The sequence below is a fragment of the Propioniciclava sp. LT294 genome (assembly GCF_059516005.1).
In genome coordinates this window covers 92004-111836 of the sequence record NZ_JCAKNG010000004.1, presented here as the reverse complement: position 1 = coordinate 111836, position 19833 = coordinate 92004, and the positions used below count along the sequence as shown (strand labels likewise).

Annotated in this window: 18 protein-coding genes and 1 tRNA gene; 9 read left to right on the top strand and 10 right to left on the bottom strand. The window is 69.7% G+C overall.

Features of this window, described 5'->3' with window-relative positions:
- Window positions 1–3 precede the first annotated feature (3 nt).
- The gene (locus AC5YDA_RS06965) at window positions 4–1227 is read right to left on the bottom strand and encodes a sensor histidine kinase (protein WP_496189849.1); all 1224 of its coding nucleotides are present in this window, start codon (window positions 1225–1227) and stop codon (window positions 4–6) included.
- A 36-nt stretch (window positions 1228–1263) separates the two neighbouring features.
- On the opposite strand from AC5YDA_RS06965, the gene AC5YDA_RS06960 reads away from it, so the two are divergent.
- The 3 genes from AC5YDA_RS06960 (at window position 1264) to AC5YDA_RS06950 (ending at window position 3946) form a co-directional block, all read left to right on the top strand.
- The gene (locus AC5YDA_RS06960) at window positions 1264–1413 is read left to right on the top strand and encodes a hypothetical protein (protein WP_496189848.1); all 150 of its coding nucleotides are present in this window, start codon (window positions 1264–1266) and stop codon (window positions 1411–1413) included.
- Window positions 1410–2426: an LCP family protein gene (locus AC5YDA_RS06955; protein WP_496189847.1), complete on the top strand. Its 1017-nt coding sequence runs from the start codon at window positions 1410–1412 to the stop codon at window positions 2424–2426. Before AC5YDA_RS06960 ends, AC5YDA_RS06955 begins: the two co-directional genes overlap by 4 nt.
- A gap of 89 nt (window positions 2427–2515) precedes the next feature.
- Entirely contained in the window at window positions 2516–3946 is a 1431-nt protein-coding gene (locus AC5YDA_RS06950) for a tyrosine phenol-lyase (protein WP_496189846.1), read from the top strand.
- Window positions 3947–3991: 45 nt separating this feature from the next.
- Here AC5YDA_RS06950 and AC5YDA_RS06945 read toward each other — a convergent pair whose 3' ends face one another.
- Window positions 3992–5086, bottom strand: a complete 1095-nt coding sequence (locus AC5YDA_RS06945; RefSeq protein ID WP_496189845.1) for an LCP family protein — start codon at window positions 5084–5086, stop codon at window positions 3992–3994.
- 102 nt (window positions 5087–5188) lie between these two features.
- Window positions 5189–5261, bottom strand: a tRNA-Ala gene (locus AC5YDA_RS06940).
- 197 nt (window positions 5262–5458) lie between these two features.
- Between AC5YDA_RS06940 and AC5YDA_RS06935 the strand changes: the two genes are divergently transcribed.
- The 3 genes from AC5YDA_RS06935 (at window position 5459) to AC5YDA_RS06925 (ending at window position 9563) form a co-directional block, all read left to right on the top strand.
- A complete protein-coding gene (locus tag AC5YDA_RS06935) occupies window positions 5459–7696 on the top strand; it encodes a transglycosylase domain-containing protein (protein ID WP_496189844.1) in 2238 nt (745 codons plus the stop codon).
- Window positions 7697–7730: 34 nt separating this feature from the next.
- A complete protein-coding gene (locus tag AC5YDA_RS06930; RefSeq protein ID WP_496189843.1) occupies window positions 7731–8843 on the top strand; it encodes a mannosyltransferase family protein in 1113 nt (370 codons plus the stop codon).
- Window positions 8844–8948: 105 nt separating this feature from the next.
- The gene (locus tag AC5YDA_RS06925) at window positions 8949–9563 is read left to right on the top strand and encodes a Dps family protein (protein ID WP_496189842.1); all 615 of its coding nucleotides are present in this window, start codon (window positions 8949–8951) and stop codon (window positions 9561–9563) included.
- Between the two features lie 109 nt (window positions 9564–9672).
- Here AC5YDA_RS06925 and AC5YDA_RS06920 read toward each other — a convergent pair whose 3' ends face one another.
- The 4 genes from AC5YDA_RS06920 to pta all read right to left on the bottom strand — a co-directional run bounded on the left by AC5YDA_RS06920 (window position 9673) and on the right by pta (window position 14626).
- Window positions 9673–10473, bottom strand: coding sequence for a lysophospholipid acyltransferase family protein (locus AC5YDA_RS06920; RefSeq protein ID WP_496189841.1), 801 nt, complete (start codon window positions 10471–10473; stop codon window positions 9673–9675).
- A gap of 29 nt (window positions 10474–10502) precedes the next feature.
- Window positions 10503–11270, bottom strand: a complete 768-nt coding sequence (locus AC5YDA_RS06915) for an SDR family NAD(P)-dependent oxidoreductase (protein WP_496189840.1) — start codon at window positions 11268–11270, stop codon at window positions 10503–10505.
- Between the two features lie 98 nt (window positions 11271–11368).
- Window positions 11369–12553 (bottom strand): acetate/propionate family kinase, encoded by a 1185-nt coding sequence (locus tag AC5YDA_RS06910; protein ID WP_496189839.1) that lies wholly within the window; start codon window positions 12551–12553, stop codon window positions 11369–11371.
- A gap of 12 nt (window positions 12554–12565) precedes the next feature.
- A complete protein-coding gene (gene pta, locus AC5YDA_RS06905) occupies window positions 12566–14626 on the bottom strand; it encodes a phosphate acetyltransferase (protein WP_496189838.1) in 2061 nt (686 codons plus the stop codon).
- A gap of 136 nt (window positions 14627–14762) precedes the next feature.
- Between pta and ahpC the strand changes: the two genes are divergently transcribed.
- The 3 genes from ahpC (at window position 14763) to AC5YDA_RS06890 (ending at window position 17952) form a co-directional block, all read left to right on the top strand.
- Window positions 14763–15323, top strand: a complete 561-nt coding sequence (ahpC, locus tag AC5YDA_RS06900) for an alkyl hydroperoxide reductase subunit C (RefSeq protein ID WP_496189837.1) — start codon at window positions 14763–14765, stop codon at window positions 15321–15323.
- Window positions 15324–15481: 158 nt separating this feature from the next.
- Window positions 15482–17047 carry an alkyl hydroperoxide reductase subunit F gene (gene ahpF / locus AC5YDA_RS06895; protein ID WP_496189836.1) on the top strand — a complete coding sequence of 522 codons (1566 nt, stop codon included), beginning with the start codon at window positions 15482–15484 and terminating at the stop codon, window positions 17045–17047.
- A complete protein-coding gene (locus AC5YDA_RS06890) occupies window positions 17044–17952 on the top strand; it encodes a LysR substrate-binding domain-containing protein (protein ID WP_496189835.1) in 909 nt (302 codons plus the stop codon). Before ahpF ends, AC5YDA_RS06890 begins: the two co-directional genes overlap by 4 nt.
- A 30-nt stretch (window positions 17953–17982) precedes the next feature.
- Here the strand turns inward: AC5YDA_RS06890 and AC5YDA_RS06885 are convergent, their stop codons facing one another.
- The 3 genes from AC5YDA_RS06885 to AC5YDA_RS06875 all read right to left on the bottom strand — a co-directional run bounded on the left by AC5YDA_RS06885 (window position 17983) and on the right by AC5YDA_RS06875 (window position 19722).
- Window positions 17983–18774, bottom strand: coding sequence for a deoxyribonuclease IV (locus AC5YDA_RS06885; RefSeq protein WP_496189834.1), 792 nt, complete (start codon window positions 18772–18774; stop codon window positions 17983–17985).
- Window positions 18771–19151: an ACT domain-containing protein gene (locus tag AC5YDA_RS06880; RefSeq protein WP_496189833.1), complete on the bottom strand. Its 381-nt coding sequence runs from the start codon at window positions 19149–19151 to the stop codon at window positions 18771–18773. The genes AC5YDA_RS06885 and AC5YDA_RS06880 overlap by 4 nt, the downstream gene beginning before the upstream one ends.
- A gap of 127 nt (window positions 19152–19278) precedes the next feature.
- Window positions 19279–19722 (bottom strand): Hsp20/alpha crystallin family protein, encoded by a 444-nt coding sequence (locus AC5YDA_RS06875; RefSeq protein ID WP_496189832.1) that lies wholly within the window; start codon window positions 19720–19722, stop codon window positions 19279–19281.
- Window positions 19723–19833: the final 111 nt, after the last annotated feature.

The following is a 19833-nucleotide window of genomic DNA, read 5'->3' as shown; positions in this document are numbered from 1 at the left end:
GGGTCAGCTCCTTCGGGGAGGTGGGGTGCCGTTTCCGTGGACGGGAATGGTCGCGGTGACCCGGAACCCGGGGCGCCCGGCACGAGGCCCCGCCGTCAGCGTGCCACCCATCGACGTCACGCGCTCGTACATGCCGCGCAGGCCGTTGCCTCCGCCGTCGGTCGGGTGCTCGATGCCCTCGCCGTCGTCCACCACGTCCACCGTGATGGACCCCTTGCCCCACGTCAGCGTCACGGTGGCGTGGGCGTCCGGGCCGGCGTGCTTGAGGAAGTTCGTCAGCGCCTCCTGGGCCACGCGGTACAGCGTGAGCGCGAGCGCCTGGGGCACCGGGTAGGGCGTGCCGTGGGCCACGAGCCGTGCGCGGTCCGATGTGCGGGCCACGAGGTCGGGGATGTCGCGCAGCGTCGGCATGGGGGCGAAGTTGGCGGGCTCCGGGGAGTGCGGGTCGGAGCGGAGCACCCCGACGATCCGGCGCATCTCATGAAGGGCCTCACGCCCGGTCTCGGCGATCGTGTCGAGCGCCTCGGCGGCCACCTCGGGCCTGCGGGTGGCCGCGGCCCGCCCGCCCTCGGCCTGAACGATCATCACCGACAGGGAGTGCGCGACGATGTCGTGGAGCTCGCGCGCGATCATCGCACGCGTGGATGCCTCGGCCAGTTTGGTCTGCTGCTCCCGCTCGGCGAGCAGCAGCTGGTAGCGCTCCTCGGAGGCCTGCAGTTGGTGGGCCCGTGATTCGGCCACCTCGCGGGCGCGGCGTCCGATGGCATAGGGCGTCAGGACGGCACCGAGGCAGGCGCCCCAGAACAGGATGTCCGCGCTCGGGTTGGAATTCGAGCCCGGTACCCAGCGCATCGGCCCCAGCACGGACGCGAACGCGCCGACGACGATGACGGATCGGGCCGACGGGCCGGGCACCCAGCGCGCGACGCTGTAGGCGACGACCGGCACCGCGGCCAGGGAGACGGTCGGCACCGACACCAGCAGGAGTTGGAAGATGCCGGCGAGCGTGCACAGGGCGAGCATCGCCAACGGGGCGTGCCGCCGGAGCGCGAGCGGCATGGTCATGGACGCGGAGAGGGCCACGAGGCCCGCGTAGTCGATGGGTTCCTCGAGCCCCACGATGTAGGGGACGACCGAGACGAAGGTCAAGGACACGGCGAGGATGCCGTCCGCCACCCAATCGCGTTGGGAGGCGCCCGGCGGAAAGACGACATCCACCATGCTCATCAGGGTCAAGCCTAGGTCGCGCATACACTGGCCGCCGTGAGACTTGCAGCAGTCATGGCGTCGGCGTTGGTGTTGGGTGCGGCCGCAGTGCTGCAGCGCAGCCGCCGGGAGCGCGACCAGAACGCGAACACGTGGTCGGCCGCGACGGACGCCCTGGTCGTCCGCTCCACCGGTGGTCCCGCATGACCGCCGCCCGCCGGGCGGTGGAAGTGCCGAGCGCGAAGAAGCACGGCCTCGTCGGCTGGTTCTTCACCATCGTCGGCATCGTGGTGGCACTGGCCCTGATCGTGGCCGGGTTCTACGTCTGGCGCCTGTGGTCGACCGCCAATGACATGGATCGGTCGGGCTCGCTCCTGCCGGGCGACGACCCCAGCCGCCCCGCGGCGAGCGCCACCGCGGCCGGGTCGTTCAACTACGTGCTGATGGGCAGCGACTCGCGCGCCGAGGGTGACCGGGGCCGCAGCGACGTGCTGATGCTGGCGCACGTGCCACCGGGACGTGACAAGGTCTACGTCGTCTCGTTCCCCCGTGACATGTGGGTCGACATCCCGGGCCGGGGGCATGCCAAGATCAACGCCGCGTACGCGTACGGCGGGGACGCCCTCGCCACGCGGACGCTGGAGTCGCTCGTCGGCGTCCGGATGGACCACGCGGCCAAGATCGACTTCGAGGGGTTCATGGGCCTGACGGAGGAACTGGGCGGCGTGACCGTCAACAACCGGGTCGCCTCCAGCGTGGGTCAGTACAGCTGGCCCAAGGGCGAGATCACGATCCAGGGCGACGAGGCGCTGACCTACGTCCGGCAGCGTCACGGGCTCCCGGGCGGTGACCTCGACCGGGCCGAGCGCCAGCGGGCCGTGGTCAAGGCGATCCTGATGAAGATGATGTCGGCCAACGTGCTGGCCAATCCGGTCACCTTCAACAACGTGATGGGGAAGCTCGGCCAGTACTTCACGGTGGATGCCGGGCTCACCAACGACGTGCTCTTCAGCACCGCGACGAGCCTGAAGGTGAGCTCCGGCAACGACATCGTGATCCTGCAGGCGCCGATCTCCGGCTTCGGTACCTCCGCCGACGGACAGTCGATCGACGTCGTCAACGACGCGCAGTTGGAGGAGATGGGCAAGGCGATCCGCACCGGCTCGATGGCCGACTACGCCGCCAAGTACCGCGACCAGCCGTTCACCGGGGGCAAGTAGGCGACCGCGGGGCGTCCGGCCCGTCAACTGAACTGTTGAGGCGGACGCCGCCCTCCCCGGCGTGACCGGGTGCGTCCTAGTGTCGGGCCATGGATGAGCACCGTCGCCCCTCCTCGCTGCACACGATGGGCCAGCAGCAGGATCGCCGCAGTTGGGCCGAGCCCTACAAGATCAAGGTCGTCGAGCCCCTGTCCATGACCACCCGCGAGCAGCGGGAACAGGCGCTGGCGGAGGCCGGCTGGAACACCTTCCTCCTGCCCAGCAGGGACGTCTACATCGACCTGCTGACCGACTCGGGAACCAACGCGATGAGCGACCGCCAGTGGGCCGGGATGATGATGGGCGACGAGGCCTACGCGGGGAGCGAGAACTTCTACCACCTCGAGCAGACGGTCCGGGAGTGCTACGGCTATGAGCACCTCGTCCCCACCCACCAGGGGCGCGGCGCGGAGAACATCCTCTCGTCGGTGCTGATCCGCCCGGGCCACCATGTGCCCGGGAACATGTACTTCACGACCACCCGGTTCCACCAGGAGCGCAACGGGGCCACGTTCCACGACATCATCGTCGACGAGGCGCACGACACCTCGTCGCTGTTCGAGTTCAAGGGCAACGTCGACCTCGACAAGCTGCAGCGGCTCATCGACGAGGTGGGGGCGGACGCCATCCCGTACGTGTGCGTCGCCGCGACCGTCAACATGGCCGGCGGGCAGCCGATCTCGATGGGCAACATGAGGGCCGTCCGGGAGCTCGCGGCCCGCCACGGCATCCCGATCTACCTCGACGCCACCCGCGCCGTCGAGAACGCCCTGTTCATCCAGGAGCGCGAGGAGGGGTACGCCGACAGGCCCATCGCCGCGATCCTGAAGGAGTTCTGCTCCTACTCCGACGGTGCGACCATGTCCGGGAAGAAGGACCCGCTGGTCAACATCGGTGGCTGGCTCTCGACGAACGACCCCGACGTCTTCGAGGAGGCCCGCAACCTGGTCGTCGTGTTCGAGGGCCTCCACACCTACGGCGGCATGGCCGGACGCGACATGGAGGCCATGGCGATCGGCATCCGCGAGTCGCTCGACGACGACCACATGAAGTCGCGCGTCGGGCAGGTGCGCTACCTCGGCATGCTGCTCGAGCAGTGGGGGATCCCGTTCGTGCGGCCCGTCGGCGGCCACGGGATCTTCCTGGACGCCCGCGGCTTCTATCCCCACCTCGACCAGGAGGAGTTCCCGGCGCAGATGCTCGCCGCACAGCTCTACCTGGAGTCGGGCGTCCGCTCGATGGAGCGGGGCATCGTCTCGGCCGGACGCGACGTGGTGACCGGTGAGAACCACCACCCCAAGCTGGAACTCGTCCGGTTGACGATCCCGCGGCGGGTCTACACCCAGGCGCACATGGACGTCGTCGCCGAGTCGGTGAAGGAGTGCTGGGACCACCGCGGATCCGTGAAGGGGCTCACGATGGTGCACGAACCCAGGTATCTGCGCTTCTTCCAGGCCAGGTTCGAGCCCAAGCACTCGTGAGCGGAGCAGATCATGCGGCGGTGAGTGCCGGCACCCGGCCGCCCCTCACCGCGCGTACGACCCCATCGCCCCGGTACGGATCGCGTCCGCCAGGGCGCGCATCCTGGGCCAGTCGACGAGGTTGATGGACTGGCCCCCGCGGCTGCGTCCGAACCCGGCGACGGGAGCCTGCAGGCTCACGATGTCGCTGGTCCCACCGATCCGCATGCTGGTGGCGGTCGAGACGATCTTGTCGTTGGTGAGCCCGGCGTCCACGGTGAAGAACTGACCCAGCTGACCCACGACCCGGTTGAACTTCGCCGGGTTGGCCAGCACATCGGCGGACAGCATCTTGCCCAGGATGGCTTGGACGACCGCGCGCTGGCGCTCGGCGCGCCCGAGGTCGCCCCCGGGCACGTTGTACCGCTCGCGCACGTACTTGAGGGCCTCGTCACCCGAGACCGTGATCCGGCCCTGGGGGTAGCCGGGAGTCGCGTGCTTGTTGGTGACCGTCACGCCGCCCAAGGCCTTGGTCAGGCCCGAGAAACCGGTGAAGTTGATCATGACCGCGTGGTCGATGCGGGTCTTGATCAGATTCTCGACGGTCCGGACGGCCAGCGGGACCCCGCCGTACGCGTAGCCGGCGTTGATCTTGGCCGCCCCCCGGCCCGGGATCGTGACCCACATGTCGCGGGTGAAGGAGATCAGGTACACCTTGTCGTGGCCCGGGGGCACGTGGGCGAGGATCATCACGTCGCTGCGACCGCGGTCGGAGCCGCGGGAGTCCGAGCCCAGGAGCAGGTAGTTGAGCGAACCGGGGGCGCCGAGGGCCGGACGCCCCGGGTTGATGCTGCCGCCCGGGTCGGCGACGCCGCCCTCGATGCTGGGGAAGTCCTCGTTCGTGGGCGGGATGTCGCCCTCCGTTGTGGGGGCCTCGCCACCCTCGGGAACGCCCAGGTTGGGCGTCTGGTCCACGTCGGCGTCCACCGGCAGGGGAGAGTCGTCCGGCATGAGGTCCTCACGCGGCATCGCTGTGAGCGCCTGGTTCACCGACCACGCGTAGAACCCACCCAGACCCAGCACGGCGATGAGCACCACCGCCAGGGCGCCGATCAGGGCGCGGGACAGCGGCCTCTTCTTCTGGGTGGACATCCCGGTCATGGGGTACGACCTCCGGCTCAGCGTGGCGTCAGTGTACGTGACCGCCGTTCCCGGGAAGGCTGGCGCCAAGGCCCACGGCGTCGGGAGGGCCCGACACTCCGGTGGACCCAAGGGGACTCGAACCCCTAACCCCCTGCTTGCAAAGCAGGTGCGCTACCAATTGCGCCATGGGCCCGGTGAGCGAACAGTGTACGTCACGACATCGGCCCGCGACCAACCGGAACCGTCGTGACGGCCCGGGCTCCGCAGGGCGCGGTGGGGCGGCCGCATGCAACCCCGCTTCGTTTCTGGGCTGCGGGGGAACTACCCTATGAAGCTGTGGTAAGTGCACGACGCCACGCAACTCGCCCCGGAGAACCTTGAGGAATTCGCATGAGTGAACCCAAGCGCGCCACGTCCCGCGCCCAGCTGAGCCCGCGCGGTGCGGGGGCGAGCCGACGCGGCAGGAGGACCCCGGGGCAGGTGGCGCTGGGTGTCTTCAAGTGGATCGGCATCGGGGCGCTCGTCGCGGCCGTCATCGGCTCGGGCGTGTTCGCGTTCGCGTACGCGAACACGAGGATCCCGGATCCGAACAAGGACTTCCAGACCAACGTCTCCACCGTCTTCTTCGCCGACGGGCAGCAACCCATCAGCACCTTCGAAGTGCAGAACCGGGTGTCGATCCCGCTCTCGGAGATGCCGGAGAACGCCAAGAAGGCGATCGTCGCCGGCGAGAACGAGGACTTCTGGAACGATCCGGGCATCTCGGTCGCCGGTCTCGCCCGTGCCGTCCGGACCGCCCTGACGCCGGGCGTCGACACCGTGGGCGGATCCACCATCACCCAGCAGTACGTCAAGGTGCTGTACCTCACGCAGGACAAGACGGTCACGCGCAAGCTGACCGAGATCGTCCTGGCCCTGAAGATGGGGCGTGACCTGCCCAAGGAGCAGGTGCTCGAGGGCTACCTCAACACGGTCTACTTCGGACGCGGTGCGTACGGCATCCAGGCCGCCTCGCGCGCGTTCTTCGACGTGGACGCCAAGGACCTCAGTACGCCGCAGGCCGTCGCCCTGACGGCGATGATCAACGACCCGGGCCGCCTCGACCCGCGCCGTGGCGAGAAGCAGGCGGCGGACCTGTTGGAGCGCTACCAGTACACGATCAACCAGATGGTGAAGGTCGGCTACCTGACCGAATCCGAGAAGGACGCCATCTATCACCGACTCCCCGACTTCCCCGCCCTGGCGCGGGGCAATCGACTCGGCGGGCCCAACGGCTACGTCATGAACAGGGTGCGGGAAGAGTTGAAGAACGCCGGCTTCGACGAGTCGCGGATCGACGGCGGGGGCCTGCGCATCATCACCACGGTCGACAAGCGACTGCAGGAGGCCGCCGTCAAGACCATGCAGGACATGCGGGACAGGGTCACAGCAGGTCTCTCCAGCAAGGCCAATCCCGATCGCGACCCGATGTTCTACCACCCGGCCCTGGCGTCGATCGACACGAGCACGGGTGCGATCCTGGCGTACTACTCCGGTACCGACGCCCTCGAGGAGCCCGACTGGGCCGCGACCCCGCGGGCGACGGGATCCACCTTCAAGCCGTGGGCCCTCGTGGCCGGCCTTCGCGACGGAGCGACCCTGAACGACCGTTTCGACGGGAACAACAAGTACAAGATCAAGGGGACTGACAAGGAGGTCAGCAACGCCGGTGGTGTCAGCTACGGCCCGGTCACGCTGGAGAAGGCCACGACGAGCTCGATCAACACCGCGTTCGTCGACCTCGTCGCGCAGATGAAGGACGGCCCCCAGAAGGTCATCAAGGCGGCGGAGGACGCCGGCCTGAGGAACACGAACTTCGACCCCCAGGCGACCATCCCCTTGGGCTACTCCGAGGTCTCCCCCCTCGATGCGGCGCGCGGCTTCGCCACCCTCGTCAACGAGGGCAAGCGGACGAACCCGCACGTCGTGGCCGAGGTGCGGGACGCCAAGGGGAGCGTGATCTACAAGCCGACGCTCGCGCAGGACCAGACCATCGAGCCGGACGTGGCGCAGGACGCGGTGGCGGCGCTCACGCGCGTCGTGGAGGACACCACCGGCACGGCACGCTCCATCTCCCGGCTGGGCTACCAGGTCGCCGGCAAGACCGGCACCTACTACGACTCCGGGACGAAGGAGACCAAGGCGACGTGGTTCGTCGGGGCGACCCGGCAGATCGCCACCGCCGTCGTCCTCACCGGCGGCGAGCACGGCTACAGCGACATCGGTCAGACGTACGGCTCGACCTACCCGGCCCCGGCGTGGCTGGAGTTCATGCGCGTCGCGATGGACGGCAAGGAGAAGATCCGGTTCCCCGGCCCGACCAAGCAGGTCGTGTCGGGCAAGTTCTCGGCGCCGCCAGTCCCGGCCCCGACGACGCCCCCCACGTCCCCGCGCCCCACGGTGGCGCCGCAGCCGACGCCCGAACCCACCACCCCCGAGCCCACGCCGGAGCCCCAGCCCACGCCGGAACCCACGCCAGAACCGCAGCCCACCAAGGCTCCCAAGCCCGACCCGACGCCGTCGGAGGGGTTGCTGCCGCCGGGTCAGGACGTGCCGAAGCCGACTCCACCGGGCAAGAACGAGGGCTGACCTGAGAGGATCCCCCCGGAGACGAGGGGGGACGATGGCGCGCAGACCTGCCAAGCTGGCGGACGAGTACCTGCTGATCGTGCAGGTGTGGCTCGTCAGCAGGCTGCTGTTCGCGGTCATCGCGGTCACGCTCGCGGTGGCCGGTCACCGGTCGCTCGACGCCGTCCTGGCGCAGTGGGACGTCGGCCACTTCCTCAAGATCTCCCGCGAGGGCTATGCCGACCCTGAGGAGATGGCCTTCTTCCCCGGCTGGCCCCTGCTCCTGCGTGGCTTCAGCGAGGCGGGCCTCTCCGCCGTCCTGGCGGGGACCGCGTTCGCCCTGGTGTGCTCCCTCGCGGCTGCCTTCGCCCTCAAGCGCATCGCGGGCGCCTGGGGGGCGATCGCGTGGCTGCTGGCCCCGACCGCCATCTTCACCGCCGTTCCCTACACGGAGGCACCGTTCTGCGCCGCCGCCTTCTGGGCGTGGGAGCGGGCGTCCGGACGTCGTTGGGGCCAGGCCGCCCTGCTCGCCGCTCTCGCGTGCACCCTGCGGGTGTCCGGGTTGTTCCTCGTCGGGGCGCTCGTCATCCTCGCCTTCACCCAGGGTCGCAACCCCTCCCGTCGCCGCGGCGTCCGTGACGGCGGACTCGGTGCGCGACTGGCCTGGCTCATCCTGCCGACGGCGGTGCTGGGCGCCCACGTCGTGTACCTGTATGGACTCACCGGCACGTGGACGGCCTGGTTCTCCGCGCAGGAGGCCGGTTGGAACCGGGGTCTCCACTGGCCCTGGGAGTCGCTGATGAACCACTGGGAGGTCGTCCAGCGACCGACTCCCGACCATCCGGAGTGGGTGTGGCTGTTCCGTGCCGAACTGGTCTCCTGGGTGGTCGGCGTCGTCGTCACGGTGGTGGCCCTCGCCCGCAGGCGCGTCGCCGAGGCCGCATGGGTCGGCGTCCAGCTGCTCGCGCTCTCGCTGAGCTACTGGCTGATGAGCGTGAACCGCGCGGTGCTGCTCTGGTTCCCGTTGTGGCGTCAGGTGGGCGAGTTCGTCGCGACCCGCCCGAACACGACCGGCTGGAAGGTGGTCGGCGTGCTCGTGGGCATCGTGGCGCTGGGCGTCCAGGGCGTGTGGGCGTGGCTGTACTTCACGGGGAGGTGGGCCAGTTGACCCCCGTGCCATCCCTGAATCCCGGCCCCGTGCCGTCCTTGGAAACCCTGTCTCGGCCCTGAGATCTCTTGCCCCGCGCAGCCGGCCCGGAGCAGGGTGGACGACATGGCAACGCAGAACAAGACCCAGACCAAGCAGCAGTCCGGTACGACGCCGAAGAAGCTCGGGTTCACCGTTCCCGGTGTCGAGGTCGAGCAGGTCCACGGCATGGGCGACAAGCTCCAGTTGCGTCTCCACGCCCTCAACGACCTGCAGTTGACCCTCAAGCACGCCCACTGGAACGTCGTCGGCCCCAAGTTCATCGGCATCCACACGATGCTCGACCCCCAGGTCGACGGCGTCCGCGCCATGGTCGACGAGCTCGCCGAGCGCATGGCGACCCTCGGCATCGCGCCGAACGGCTGCCCCGGCGACCTCGTGGCGCGTCGCACCTGGGAGGACTACCCGATCGGCCTCGGCCAGGCCGCCGAGCACCTCGGCGCCCTCGACCTGGTCTATGCCGGCGTCATCGAGGATCACCGCGCGCTGATCGACGAGCTCGAGGAGGTCGACCTCGTCACCCAGGACCTGCTGATCGGGCAGGTGTCCGAGCTCGAGAAGTACCAGTGGTTCGTCCGCGCCCACCTGATGGACGACGACGGCCAGCTCGCCACCGACGGCGCCAAGTCCGGCAGGGATGCCGCGCGGAAGGGCCTGGCGGCCGACAAGAAGGCCGACTGACTCCAGTCGCCGGTCGGACACGCCGCGCGTGGGGGGATTGGGTTCCCCCCACGCGCGGCGTTGTTCGGACGACGGACGGACGAGCGTGCGCGGCCCTTGCCCGTGGGGCTCAGGACTCGTCGTCCCCGTCCTGGGCCTTCTTGGCGGCCTCTTGAGCCTTCTTCGCCGCTGCCTTCAGCGCCACGGACCGGTGGAAGTCCGCCTGCGTGGGCATGCCGTACGCGCGGGCGGTGGTGTCGTGCAGCTCCAGGACGCGGTTGTAGAGCCGGTCGTTGAACCGGGGCACCGTCTCGCCCGGGTGGGCACGCAGGGGGTTGCCGAACACGATGTGCACCGTCGGACGCCCCGGTACCGGCAGCTTCTGGCCGTAGGGCATGGCGGCATAGGCGCCGACGAGGGCGATGGGCAGGACCGGTACCCCGTGCTGGATCGAGAGGGACGAGACGCCCATCTTGAACTTCGCCATCGCGCCGGTGCGGCTGCGCGTGCCCTCGGGGAAGATCAGCAGCGGGACTCCGTCGTCCAGCAGGCGGCCGGACAGGCCGGCGTGACCCTTCATCCCGCCGCGGTCCACGGGATAGGCGTTGAAGAACAGGCGGGTGCCCAGCGCCGAGGTCTTCTTCTTGAAGAAGTAGTCGGCGGCGGCGCCGGCAGCCAGGTTCCGCGACAGGCGCCGGGGGAGCGCCCCGTAGATCACCGTGGTGTCCACGTGGCTGGAGTGGTTCGCGATCGCGATGAAGGGAGCATTCAGGTCGGTCAGGTGGCGCTCGCCGTGCACGTGGATCGACAGGGCCGACCACACGTACGGCTTCATGACGAGCTGCTGGGCCACGAAGCGCGCGACAGCCTGCGGGGTGTCGGAGTACTTCGCGAGGTCCTTCGCCTTGGCCTCGCCGCGGTCACTGGTCACCGTTCCATTCTGCACCACCCGTGCGACCCTCAGGTCCGGGCGCGGTCGACCTGACGTGTGATGGCCCGCACGGCACCGCGCGGCAGGTGCTGCAGCACGAGGGCCGCGACCTTCCAGCGCTTGGTGGGCAGCGAGATCGGCTTGCCGGCGTCCGCGTCGGCGAGGCACTCCCGGACGCAGCGCTCGGCGCTCACCCACACGGGGGTGGGGATCTTGCTCGCATCCATCGCTGCCCGCTGGTGGAACTCCGTCCGGACCCAGCCGGGGCACAACGCCGTCGCGGTGACGCCGGTGCCGTGGAGCTCGTTGCTCAACGCCTCCGAGTAGAGCTTCGCGAACGACTTCACCGCCGAATAGCTCCCCTGCGTGATCCACGCCGACAGCGACGCCACGGTGATGACCCGGCCGTGCCCGCGCGCCACCATCGCGCGCGCAGCCGTGTTGCCCAGGACCAGTACCGCGGTCGCCATCACGTCGAGGGCGCGCTCGTGGGGGGAGGTGTCCGCGTCCAGCAGGCGCGTCGAATCGCCGAAGCCGGCGTTGTTGACGAGCACGTCGATCGGACGCCCCGGGTCCGACAACCGCTCTGCGACGCGTGCGACGTCGCCCCGGACACCGAGGTCGGCCGCCAGCACCTCCACCTGGACGCCGTGGCGGGCGCGCAGGGCGTCCGCGGTGCTGGTGAGGCGGTCGGCGTTGCGGGCGACGAGGACGAGGTCGTGGCCGCGGGCCGCCAGTTGGCGGGCGAACTCGGCGCCGATGCCGGCGGTGGCGCCGGTGACGAGGGCGGTGGTCATGCCCCCAACCTACCCACCCGCCGAGGGCCTGCCCCGAACTCGCCGAGGGCCCGCGTCCCGGACGTGGGACGCGGGCCCTCGGCGGAGGACCGGCGGGATCAGGCGATGGCGGCCTTGACCTCCCGTGCCATCTGGAGCTCCTCGTTGGTCGGGATCACCAGGACGGTCACGGGGGAGTCGTCGGTCGAGATCGGGCGGATCTCGCGCGAGCGCTGGGCGTTGCGTTCGGCGTCTTGGACCAGGCCGAGGGGGGCCAGGTCCTGGAGGACGTCGCGGCGCAGGGCCACCGAGTTCTCACCGACACCGGCGGTGAAGGACACCACGTCGACGCCGCCCAGGATCGCGATGTAGCGGCCGATGTAGCCGGTGATCCGACGGGTGTAGACGCCCCAGGCCGTGGTGGCCGCCTCGTCGCCGTTGACCATGGCCGCCTCGACGTCGCGCATGTCGCTCATGCCGCACAGGCCGACCATGCCGGAGTTCTTGTTCAGCAGCGTGTCGATCGCGTCGGTGGAGAGGCCGGCCTCGCGGTGCAGGTAGGCGATGATGCCCGGATCGATGTCGCCGGATCGGGTCCCCATGACGAGGCCCTCGAGCGGGGTCAGGCCCATCGAGGTGTCGACGGCGACGCCGTTCTTGATCGCGGAGATCGAGGCACCGTTGCCGAGGTGGCACACGATCTGGGTGACCTCCTCGTACGGCTTGCCCAGGTACTCGGCAGCCCGGTGCGACACGTAATCGTGCGACGTGCCATGGAAGCCGTAGCGCCGGATCGAGTACTTCTCGGCCACCTCGGCGTTGATCGCGTAGGTGTACGCCTCGGGGGGCAGGGACGAGAAGAAGGCCGTGTCGAAGATCGCCACGTGCGGGACGTTCGGCAGGGCCCGCTGCGCGCCACGGATGCCTGCGATGCCCGGCGGGTTGTGCAGCGGCGCCAGGGGAGAGAGCTCCTCCAGCGTCGCGACGACGCCCTCGTCGATGACGGTGGTGCGGGTCAGCTTGTCGCCACCGTGCACCGTGCGGTGGCCCACGGCCACGACGTCGGCCAGCGACGGCCCGTGCTCCTCGAACATGTGCACCATGTGGTTCAGCGCGAGGGTGTGGTTCATGAACTCCTCGCGGGCGACGAACTCCTCACCGTCCCGCTTGTGGGTCAACACGCCCTCGTCCAGGCCGATGCGCTCGATCAGGCCGGACGCGAGCACGTCCTCGCTGTCGGCGTCGATGACCTGGTACTTGATGGAGCTCGAACCGCAGTTCAGCAGCAGGATGGGTGTGGCCATGGTCTCTCTTCCTCAGGCGTTCTGGGCCTGGATCGCGGTGATGGCGATGGTGTTGACGATGTCGTCGACGAGCGCGCCGCGCGACAGGTCGTTCACCGGCTTGTTGAGGCCCTGCAGGACAGGGCCCACGGCCAGCGCGCCCGCCGACCGCTGAACGGCCTTGTAGGTGTTGTTGCCCGTGTTGAGGTCCGGGAAGATGAACACGGTCGCCTGGCCGGCCACCTCCGAACCCGGCATCTTCTTCGAGCCGACCGTCGGGTCGACGGCCGCGTCGAACTGGATCGGACCCTCGACCTTGAGTTCCGGCGCACGCTGCTTGACGATCTCGGTCGCCTCGCGCACCTTGTCGACGTCGGCGCCCGCGCCGGACGAGCCGGTGGAGTAGGATAGCATCGCGATGCGGGGCTCGATGCCGAACGCCACGGCCGTCTGGGCGGAGCTGATGGCGATGTCGGCCAGCTGCTCGGCGGTCGGGTCGGGGTTCACCGCGCAGTCGCCGTAGACGTCCACGCGATCCGACATGCACATGAGGAAGCTGGAGCTGACCACCGAGACGCCCGGCTTGGTCTTCACGAACTCCAGGCTCGGGCGGATGGTGTTCGCCGTCGTGTTCACCGCCCCCGAGACCATGCCGTCGGCCAGGCCCAGGTGGACCATCATCGTGCCGAAGTAGCTGGGGTCGGTCATCTTCTCGCGGGCCTGCTCGAGTGTGACGCCCTTGGCGGAGCGCAGGCGCGCGTACTCCTCGGAGAACCGCTGGACCAGGTCGGGGGTCTGCATGTCGACGATCTCCGCGCCCTCCAACGAGTAGCCGGAGGCCAGTGCGCGGGCCTTCACGTCGGTGGGGTCCCCGAGGAGGATGATGTCCGCGGTTCCGCGGCGCAGCACGATCGACGCGGCCTCCAGGATGCGGTCGTCGCCCGACTCCGGCAGGACGATGCGGCGCTTGGCCTTGCGGGCCATCTCGTTGAGCTGGTACTCGAACATGACGGGCGTGCGGATCGCAGCCCGGTCCACGTGCATGGCCTGCAGGAGGGCCGCCTCGTCCACGTGCTCGGAGAACAGGCGCCGGCCCAGCTCGGTTTTGCGGTCGGAACTGGTCATCGTGCCCTCGAGGTGGAAGACACGCTCGGCCGACCGGAAGGTGCCGAGTTCGGTGATGACGATCGGCAGTTCGTGGTGGATCGAGGTGATCAGGCGCTCGATGGTCTCGGGGATCTCGTAGCCGCCGGTCAGGATCAGGCCGGCGAGCTGCGGGAACGCGCCGGACGCCTGGGCCAGGAGCAGGCCGGGGATCATCTCCGTGCGGTCGCCCGGGAGGAGGACCGTGCACTCGGGCTCCAGGCGCGACAGCAGGTTCGGCAGCGTCATCGCGCCGACGATCACCGTCTGGCTCTCGTGCTGCAGGAGCTCCTCGCGGCCGGACACGAGGCGTCCGCCCACGGCCGCGACCTGGGCGGCCACGGTCGTGGCGGACAGCACGCGGTGATCAGGGATCGTGCCCGCGACCACGTCCGGGAAGGCGTCCCGGACGGCTTGCGCATAGGCGGACGCATCCGCCTCGGCGACCCGGGTCGGGATGATCGCGATCGCGGCCGCGTGGTGCTTGGCCAGCTCGTCCAGCGAGCTGCGGGTGAACTGGACGACCTCTTCCGGCGTGCGCGTCCGGGCCGAGACCGCGAACGCGACGGGCGCGTTCAGGTTGGCGGCGATGCGCGCGTTGAGGCCGAGCTCGGTCGCGCCCAGGGCGTCCCGGTAGTCGGAGCCCAGGATGACCATGGCATCGAAGTGTCGGGCGATCTCGCCGTAGCGGCGCACGATCGTGGCGAGCGCCTCCTCCGTGTCGGCGCGGACGTCGTCATAGGTGACGCCGTACGACTCCTCGTACTCCTGGTCGACAGCGGGCTGCCTGATCAGGGCCGACAGGATCGCATCCTGTTCGCCCGCCTTGATGAGGGGCCGGAACACCCCGACCGATTCGACCTCGCGCGTGAGCGCGTCAACGATACCGAGGGCGACGACCGACTTCCCTGTCTGGCCCTCAGGCGCCATCACATAGATGCTCCGAGTCACGGGGTCAGGGTACTGGGCGTTGCAGCCATTCGTGCACCGAGGTGATCCTTCAGGATTCAACGATAGTCTGCGTCTTTCAAGTTGGGAAACATGATAGGTTTTGACTATCGCTACCCATCAGACGAGAGGCAGTCGCATGTCCCTGATCAACACCAAGATCGTCCCGTTCGAGGCCACCGCGTTCAAGAACGGCGAGTTCGTCGACGTCACCAGCGACGACCTGGCCGGCAAGTGGGCGATCTTCCTGTTCTACCCGGCCGACTTCACCTTCGTGTGCCCGACCGAGCTGTCCGACCTCGCCGACCACTACGAGGAGCTTCGGGGCCTCGGCGTCGAGGTCTTCTCGGTGAGCACCGACACGCACTTCACGCACAAGGCGTGGCACGCCTCCAGCCACGAGGTCGGCAAGGTGCAGTACGCGATGATCGGCGACCCGAACGGCCAGATCAGCCGCAACTTCGAGACCCTGCGCGAGTCGGGCCTGGCCGACCGTTCCACCTTCCTGGTCGACCCGGACGGCGTCATCCAGTTCCTCGAGACCACCGCCGAGGGCATCGGCCGCAACGCCACCGAGCTGGTTCGCAAGGTCCGCGCCGCCCAGTACGTGCGCAACAACCCGGGTGAGGTCTGCCCCGCTGCCTGGGAGGAGGGCGCGGAGACCCTGACCCCGTCGCTCGACCTCGTCGGCAAGATCTGACCAACACCTGGCCCATGATGCATTTCCGGGTGGCAGACCCCCTTCCCCGGAGGGGGGAACGCCACCCGGAAATGCATCGGGAGTCAACCGCCAGCCCGCCGCCGGCACCCCGCACCCACCCAGCCCCACCAATTCCAGAGCGCAGGAAGAGAACACGCATGCTTGATGCCACCCTCACCGCCCAGCTGAAGCAGTACCTCGGGCTGCTCCGCGAGCCCATCGAGCTCGCCGCAAGCCTCGACGACGCGCCGAAGTCCCGCGACATGCGTGAGTTGCTCGAGGAGATCGCCGCCCTGTCGGACAAGGTCACGGTCATCGAGGAGGCCGATGGGCGGACGCCGTCCTTCGCGATCCGTCGCGTCGGCACCGACATCGCCGTCCGCTTCGCCGGCCTGCCGCTGGGCCACGAGTTCACGTCGTTGGTGCTCGCGCTCCTCCAGGTCGGCGGCCACCCCGTGAAGGTGGACGACGCGACCGCGGCCGCCGTCAAGGCGCTGCCGGCGCGCGAGTTCACGACCTACATGTCGCTCACCTGCCAGAACTGCCCGACCGTCGTCCAGGCGCTCAACGCCATGGCCGTCCTGAATCCCGGTATCAAGCACACCGTCGTGGAGGGCGGCGCCTTCCCCGACGAGATCGCCGAGCGCAACATCCTCGCCGTCCCGACCGTCTACTCCGAGGGTGAGCTCTTCGGCAGCGGCCGGATGGACATCCCCGAGTTCCTCGCCAAGCTCGACGACGGCGCCGAGGCCCGCGTGGCCGAGGACCTGAACGAGCGTGAGCCCTACGAGGTGCTGGTCGTCGGCGGCGGCCCCGCCGGCGCGACCGCGGCGATCTACGCCGCCCGCAAGGGCATCAGGACGGCCGTCGCCGCCGACCGTTTCGGCGGCCAGGTGCTCGACACCATGTCGATCGAGAACTTCGTCTCCGTCCCCCACACCGAGGGGCCCCGCTTTGCCGCGCAGCTCGAGGAGCACGTCGCCCAGCACGAAGCCGTCGAGATCATCAAGGGCGTCCGGGCCACCGGCCTCGAGCAGGCGGACGCCGACGGCCTGTTCACCGTCCGGTTCGCCGGCGGCGGCGCGCTGAAGGGCCGCTCCGTCATCGTGGCCACCGGTGCGCGCTGGCGCACGATGGGCGTCCCGGGTGAAGAGGAGTACCGCAACAAGGGCGTCACCTTCTGCCCCCACTGCGACGGCCCGCTGTTCAAGGGCAAGCGCGTCGCCGTCATCGGCGGCGGCAACTCCGGCATCGAGGCGGCCATCGACCTGGCCGGCGTCGTCGGCCACGTCACCGTGCTCGAGTTCACCGACCGCCTCGCCGCGGACGACGTCCTCATCGCCAAGCTGAAGAGCCTGCCCAATGTGGACGTCATCAAGAGCGCGGCCACCACCGAGGTGCTGGGCGACGGCAAGCAGGTCACCGCTCTGGCCTGGACGGACCGCACGACGGGGGAGTCCCGCCGCCTCGACGTCAACGGCGTGTTCGTCCAGATCGGCCTCCTCCCGAACACCGAGTGGTTGGATGGGGTGGTGAAGCTCACCGGCCGGAAGGAGGTCGAGATCGACAGCCGTGGCGCGACGTCCCTCCGTGGCGTGTTCGCGGCCGGCGACTGCACGGACGTGCCGTTCAAGCAGATCCTGATCGCCATGGGCGCCGGGGCCACGGCTTCGCTCAGCTCCTTCGACCACCTGATCAGGGCGAGCGTGTTGAGGGCCGCGTGAACCTCCGCGACCTCGAGTACCTCGTCGCCGTCGCCGACCACGGCAGCCTGCGCAAGGCTGCCGTGGCCGCCGGCGTCTCGCAGCCGACCCTGTCGGCGCAGCTCAAGAGGCTCGAGGTCGAACTGGGCGCCGACCTGCTCGACCGCACCACCACGCCGTCCGGCCTCACGCCGGTCGGCGAGGACGTGGTGGCCCGCGCCCGGCGCCTCCTGCAGGATGTCGACGAGATCCGGGAGGCCGCCCGCCAGCGTCCGGCCTCCGAGGCGAGCAAGCTGCGCCTGGGTGTCTTCCCGACGCTGGGCGCCTACCTGCTGCCGACCGTGCTGGCGGGTGTCCGCGAGCAGTTCCCGCAGGTCGACCTCCTGCTGACGGAGAGGAAGACCACCTCCTTGGTCCGCCTGCTCGACGCGGGCGACCTGGACGCCATCGTCGTGGCCCTGCCGATGGAACGTCCCGACCTCGAGGTGCGCCCGCTGTTCCGCGAGGACTTCCTCCTCGTCGTCCCGCGCGACCACGAACTGGCCGGTGACGGCCCCGTGAGGGCCGCCGACGTGCTCGACACCGAGATCATCCTGCTGTCGGACGGGCACTGCCTGGCCGACCAGGTCACCTCGTGGCTCGCGGAGGTCGGCGGACGCCCGCGTCTCGACTACCGCGCCTCGAGCCTGGAGAGCCTGCGCTCGATGGTCGCCGCGGGCGCCGGCGCGACCCTGCTCCCGGCCCTGGCGCTGCGCGACCCGGGGCCCCTGGGGTCGTCGATGGTGGCGCGTCCGGTGACCGATCCCGTACCCAGCCGCGAGCTCGCCCTGGTGTGGCGGCGCGGCTCGACGCGGACGGACCTGCTGTATCGGCTCGCCGAGGCGCTCGTCCCCGCCGACTCGCCCCACGTCGCGCCGCTGGGCTGAACAGCTGCGGCTGCGACGCCATCCTCACGGTCAGAGCAGCGCGCGCAGCCACCCCGCCTGCGCCGCGTGCGACGCCGCGTCGCCGGGCGTCTCCAGGATCGTCGCGGTGTCGGCGTCCCTCACCACCTGCACCAGGAACTCGGGGTCCACCTGGCCCAGGCCCAGCACCTCGTGGCGGTCGGCGCCCGAACCCGCGGCGTCCCGGGAGTCGTTCAGGTGCACCAGGTCGATGCGTCCGGTGATGCCCCTGATGGCATCGACGAGGTCGGTCGGGTCGAGCCCGCCGGCATGGGCGTGACAGGTGTCCAGGCAGAAGCCGACGTTCTCGAAGCCCTCGGCCCTGCTCAGGGCGTCCCAGAGCATGCCGATGCGGTCGAGGTGGCGCGCCATCGCGTTGGCGCCGCCCGCCGTGTTCTCGATGAGGATGGGCACGGTGAGGTCGAGGCCCTCGACCGCCTTGCGCCAGTTGTCGAAACCGACGGCCGGGTCGTCGTCGGCGCTGACGTGGCCGCCGTGGACGATGACGGCGCGCGCCCCGACCTCGGTGGCCAGTTTCACCTGACGCGCGAGGATCTGCCGGGACGGGATGCGGATGCGATTGTTCGTGGTCGCCACGTTGATGACGTACGGCGCGTGGATGTAGAGGCCGACCCCCGCCGCCTCGGCGTCCCGCTTCAGCCCGGTCGCGCCGTCCGGGTGGTCGACCGCGTGGCCCTTCCAGGCCTGGGGGTCACCGATGAAGGTCTGGACGATGCCGAAGCCCCCCGCCGCGGCGTGGGCGAGCGGTGCGGCGTCCGCGTGGGCGCCGACCTCGAACTTCACTCCAAGCCGCCCAGCACGTCGACGGCCTCGTCGACGTGGTCGACGGGCACCAGCAGGTGGTCGTGGTAGAAGCCGGCCAGGACGTTGCAGGAGATGCCGACGCGGGCCAGTGCGGTGGAGACCGCGGCGGTGATGCCGACGGCTTCGAGTGACGTGTGCGCCTGCAGGGTGATCCAGCCGAAGACGCCCTCGTACTCCAGGCCGTGGTCGTCCGCGACGGCCTGGTCGAGCACCAGGGTGACCCCTTCGTCCTCGACGATGCGGGCGTGGGCGTCCACCTCCGGCGGGGTGGGTGATGTCACGTACACGAAGGAGCCCTGGCGCACGCTCGGGCGCAGTGCGCCGAGGATCTCGTGCAGATTGGTCAGTCCGGCCATGAGAGCAGTGTAGGGAAGGGGCTCGCCCCCCACGGGGTCCGGCCGGCGGTTGTCATGCACGAGGGGCGGCCGGACGGGCCGCCCCTCGTGGCGATGCGGGTGCGCGTCGTGGCGCGGACCCGGTGCCTCAGCCCTCGGTCGGGGCGTCCTCGACGGAGCCCTCGATCTGGGTGGCGGTGTTGGTGTGGCGGACCTCGATCTTGCGGGGCTTCGCGGCCTCCGCGACCGGGATGGTCAGCGTCAGGACGCCATCGGAGTAGTCGGCGCTGATCTGGTCGGTCGCCAGGCCGCGGCCGAGCGTGAGCTGCCGCGCGAACGTGCCGGAGGCGCGCTCACGGGCGAGCCACTGGGCGTCCTCCTCGGCCGGGGACTTGCGCTCGGCGCGGATGGTCACGGTGGCGCCATCCATGTCGATGTCGATGCTGGTCGGGTCGACGCCGGGGAGGTCCACGCGAGCGACGAACGTGTCGCCGGTGCGGTACAGGTCCATGGGCATCGCCACGGACGCCGGGGTGCGGGTCACGTCACCCAGGAGGCGGTCGAAATCGCGGAACGGGTCAAAGCCAGCCATGTCGGTTTCCTTTCGTGTGAGTGCTGACCGTGTGTAGTTGAGCGTACCACGCGCACCTACAAAAGTTGAGTGCGGGAGGCTCAACTTGATGAACGTCGCTCTTCCTGCGGT

Coding starts and splice junctions, on each gene's coding strand:
- AC5YDA_RS06965 (WP_496189849.1), bottom strand. CDS start 1,227: ATGAGCATGGTGGATGTCGTCTTTCCGCCGGGCGCCTCCCAACGCGAT.
- AC5YDA_RS06955 (WP_496189847.1), top strand. CDS start 1,410: ATGACCGCCGCCCGCCGGGCGGTGGAAGTGCCGAGCGCGAAGAAGCAC.
- AC5YDA_RS06950 (WP_496189846.1), top strand. CDS start 2,516: ATGGATGAGCACCGTCGCCCCTCCTCGCTGCACACGATGGGCCAGCAG.
- AC5YDA_RS06945 (WP_496189845.1), bottom strand. CDS start 5,086: ATGACCGGGATGTCCACCCAGAAGAAGAGGCCGCTGTCCCGCGCCCTG.
- AC5YDA_RS06935 (WP_496189844.1), top strand. CDS start 5,459: ATGAGTGAACCCAAGCGCGCCACGTCCCGCGCCCAGCTGAGCCCGCGC.
- AC5YDA_RS06930 (WP_496189843.1), top strand. CDS start 7,731: ATGGCGCGCAGACCTGCCAAGCTGGCGGACGAGTACCTGCTGATCGTG.
- AC5YDA_RS06925 (WP_496189842.1), top strand. CDS start 8,949: ATGGCAACGCAGAACAAGACCCAGACCAAGCAGCAGTCCGGTACGACG.
- AC5YDA_RS06915 (WP_496189840.1), bottom strand. CDS start 11,270: ATGACCACCGCCCTCGTCACCGGCGCCACCGCCGGCATCGGCGCCGAG.
- AC5YDA_RS06910 (WP_496189839.1), bottom strand. CDS start 12,553: ATGGCCACACCCATCCTGCTGCTGAACTGCGGTTCGAGCTCCATCAAG.
- ahpC (WP_496189837.1), top strand. CDS start 14,763: ATGTCCCTGATCAACACCAAGATCGTCCCGTTCGAGGCCACCGCGTTC.
- ahpF (WP_496189836.1), top strand. CDS start 15,482: ATGCTTGATGCCACCCTCACCGCCCAGCTGAAGCAGTACCTCGGGCTG.
- AC5YDA_RS06880 (WP_496189833.1), bottom strand. CDS start 19,151: ATGGCCGGACTGACCAATCTGCACGAGATCCTCGGCGCACTGCGCCCG.
- AC5YDA_RS06875 (WP_496189832.1), bottom strand. CDS start 19,722: ATGGCTGGCTTTGACCCGTTCCGCGATTTCGACCGCCTCCTGGGTGAC.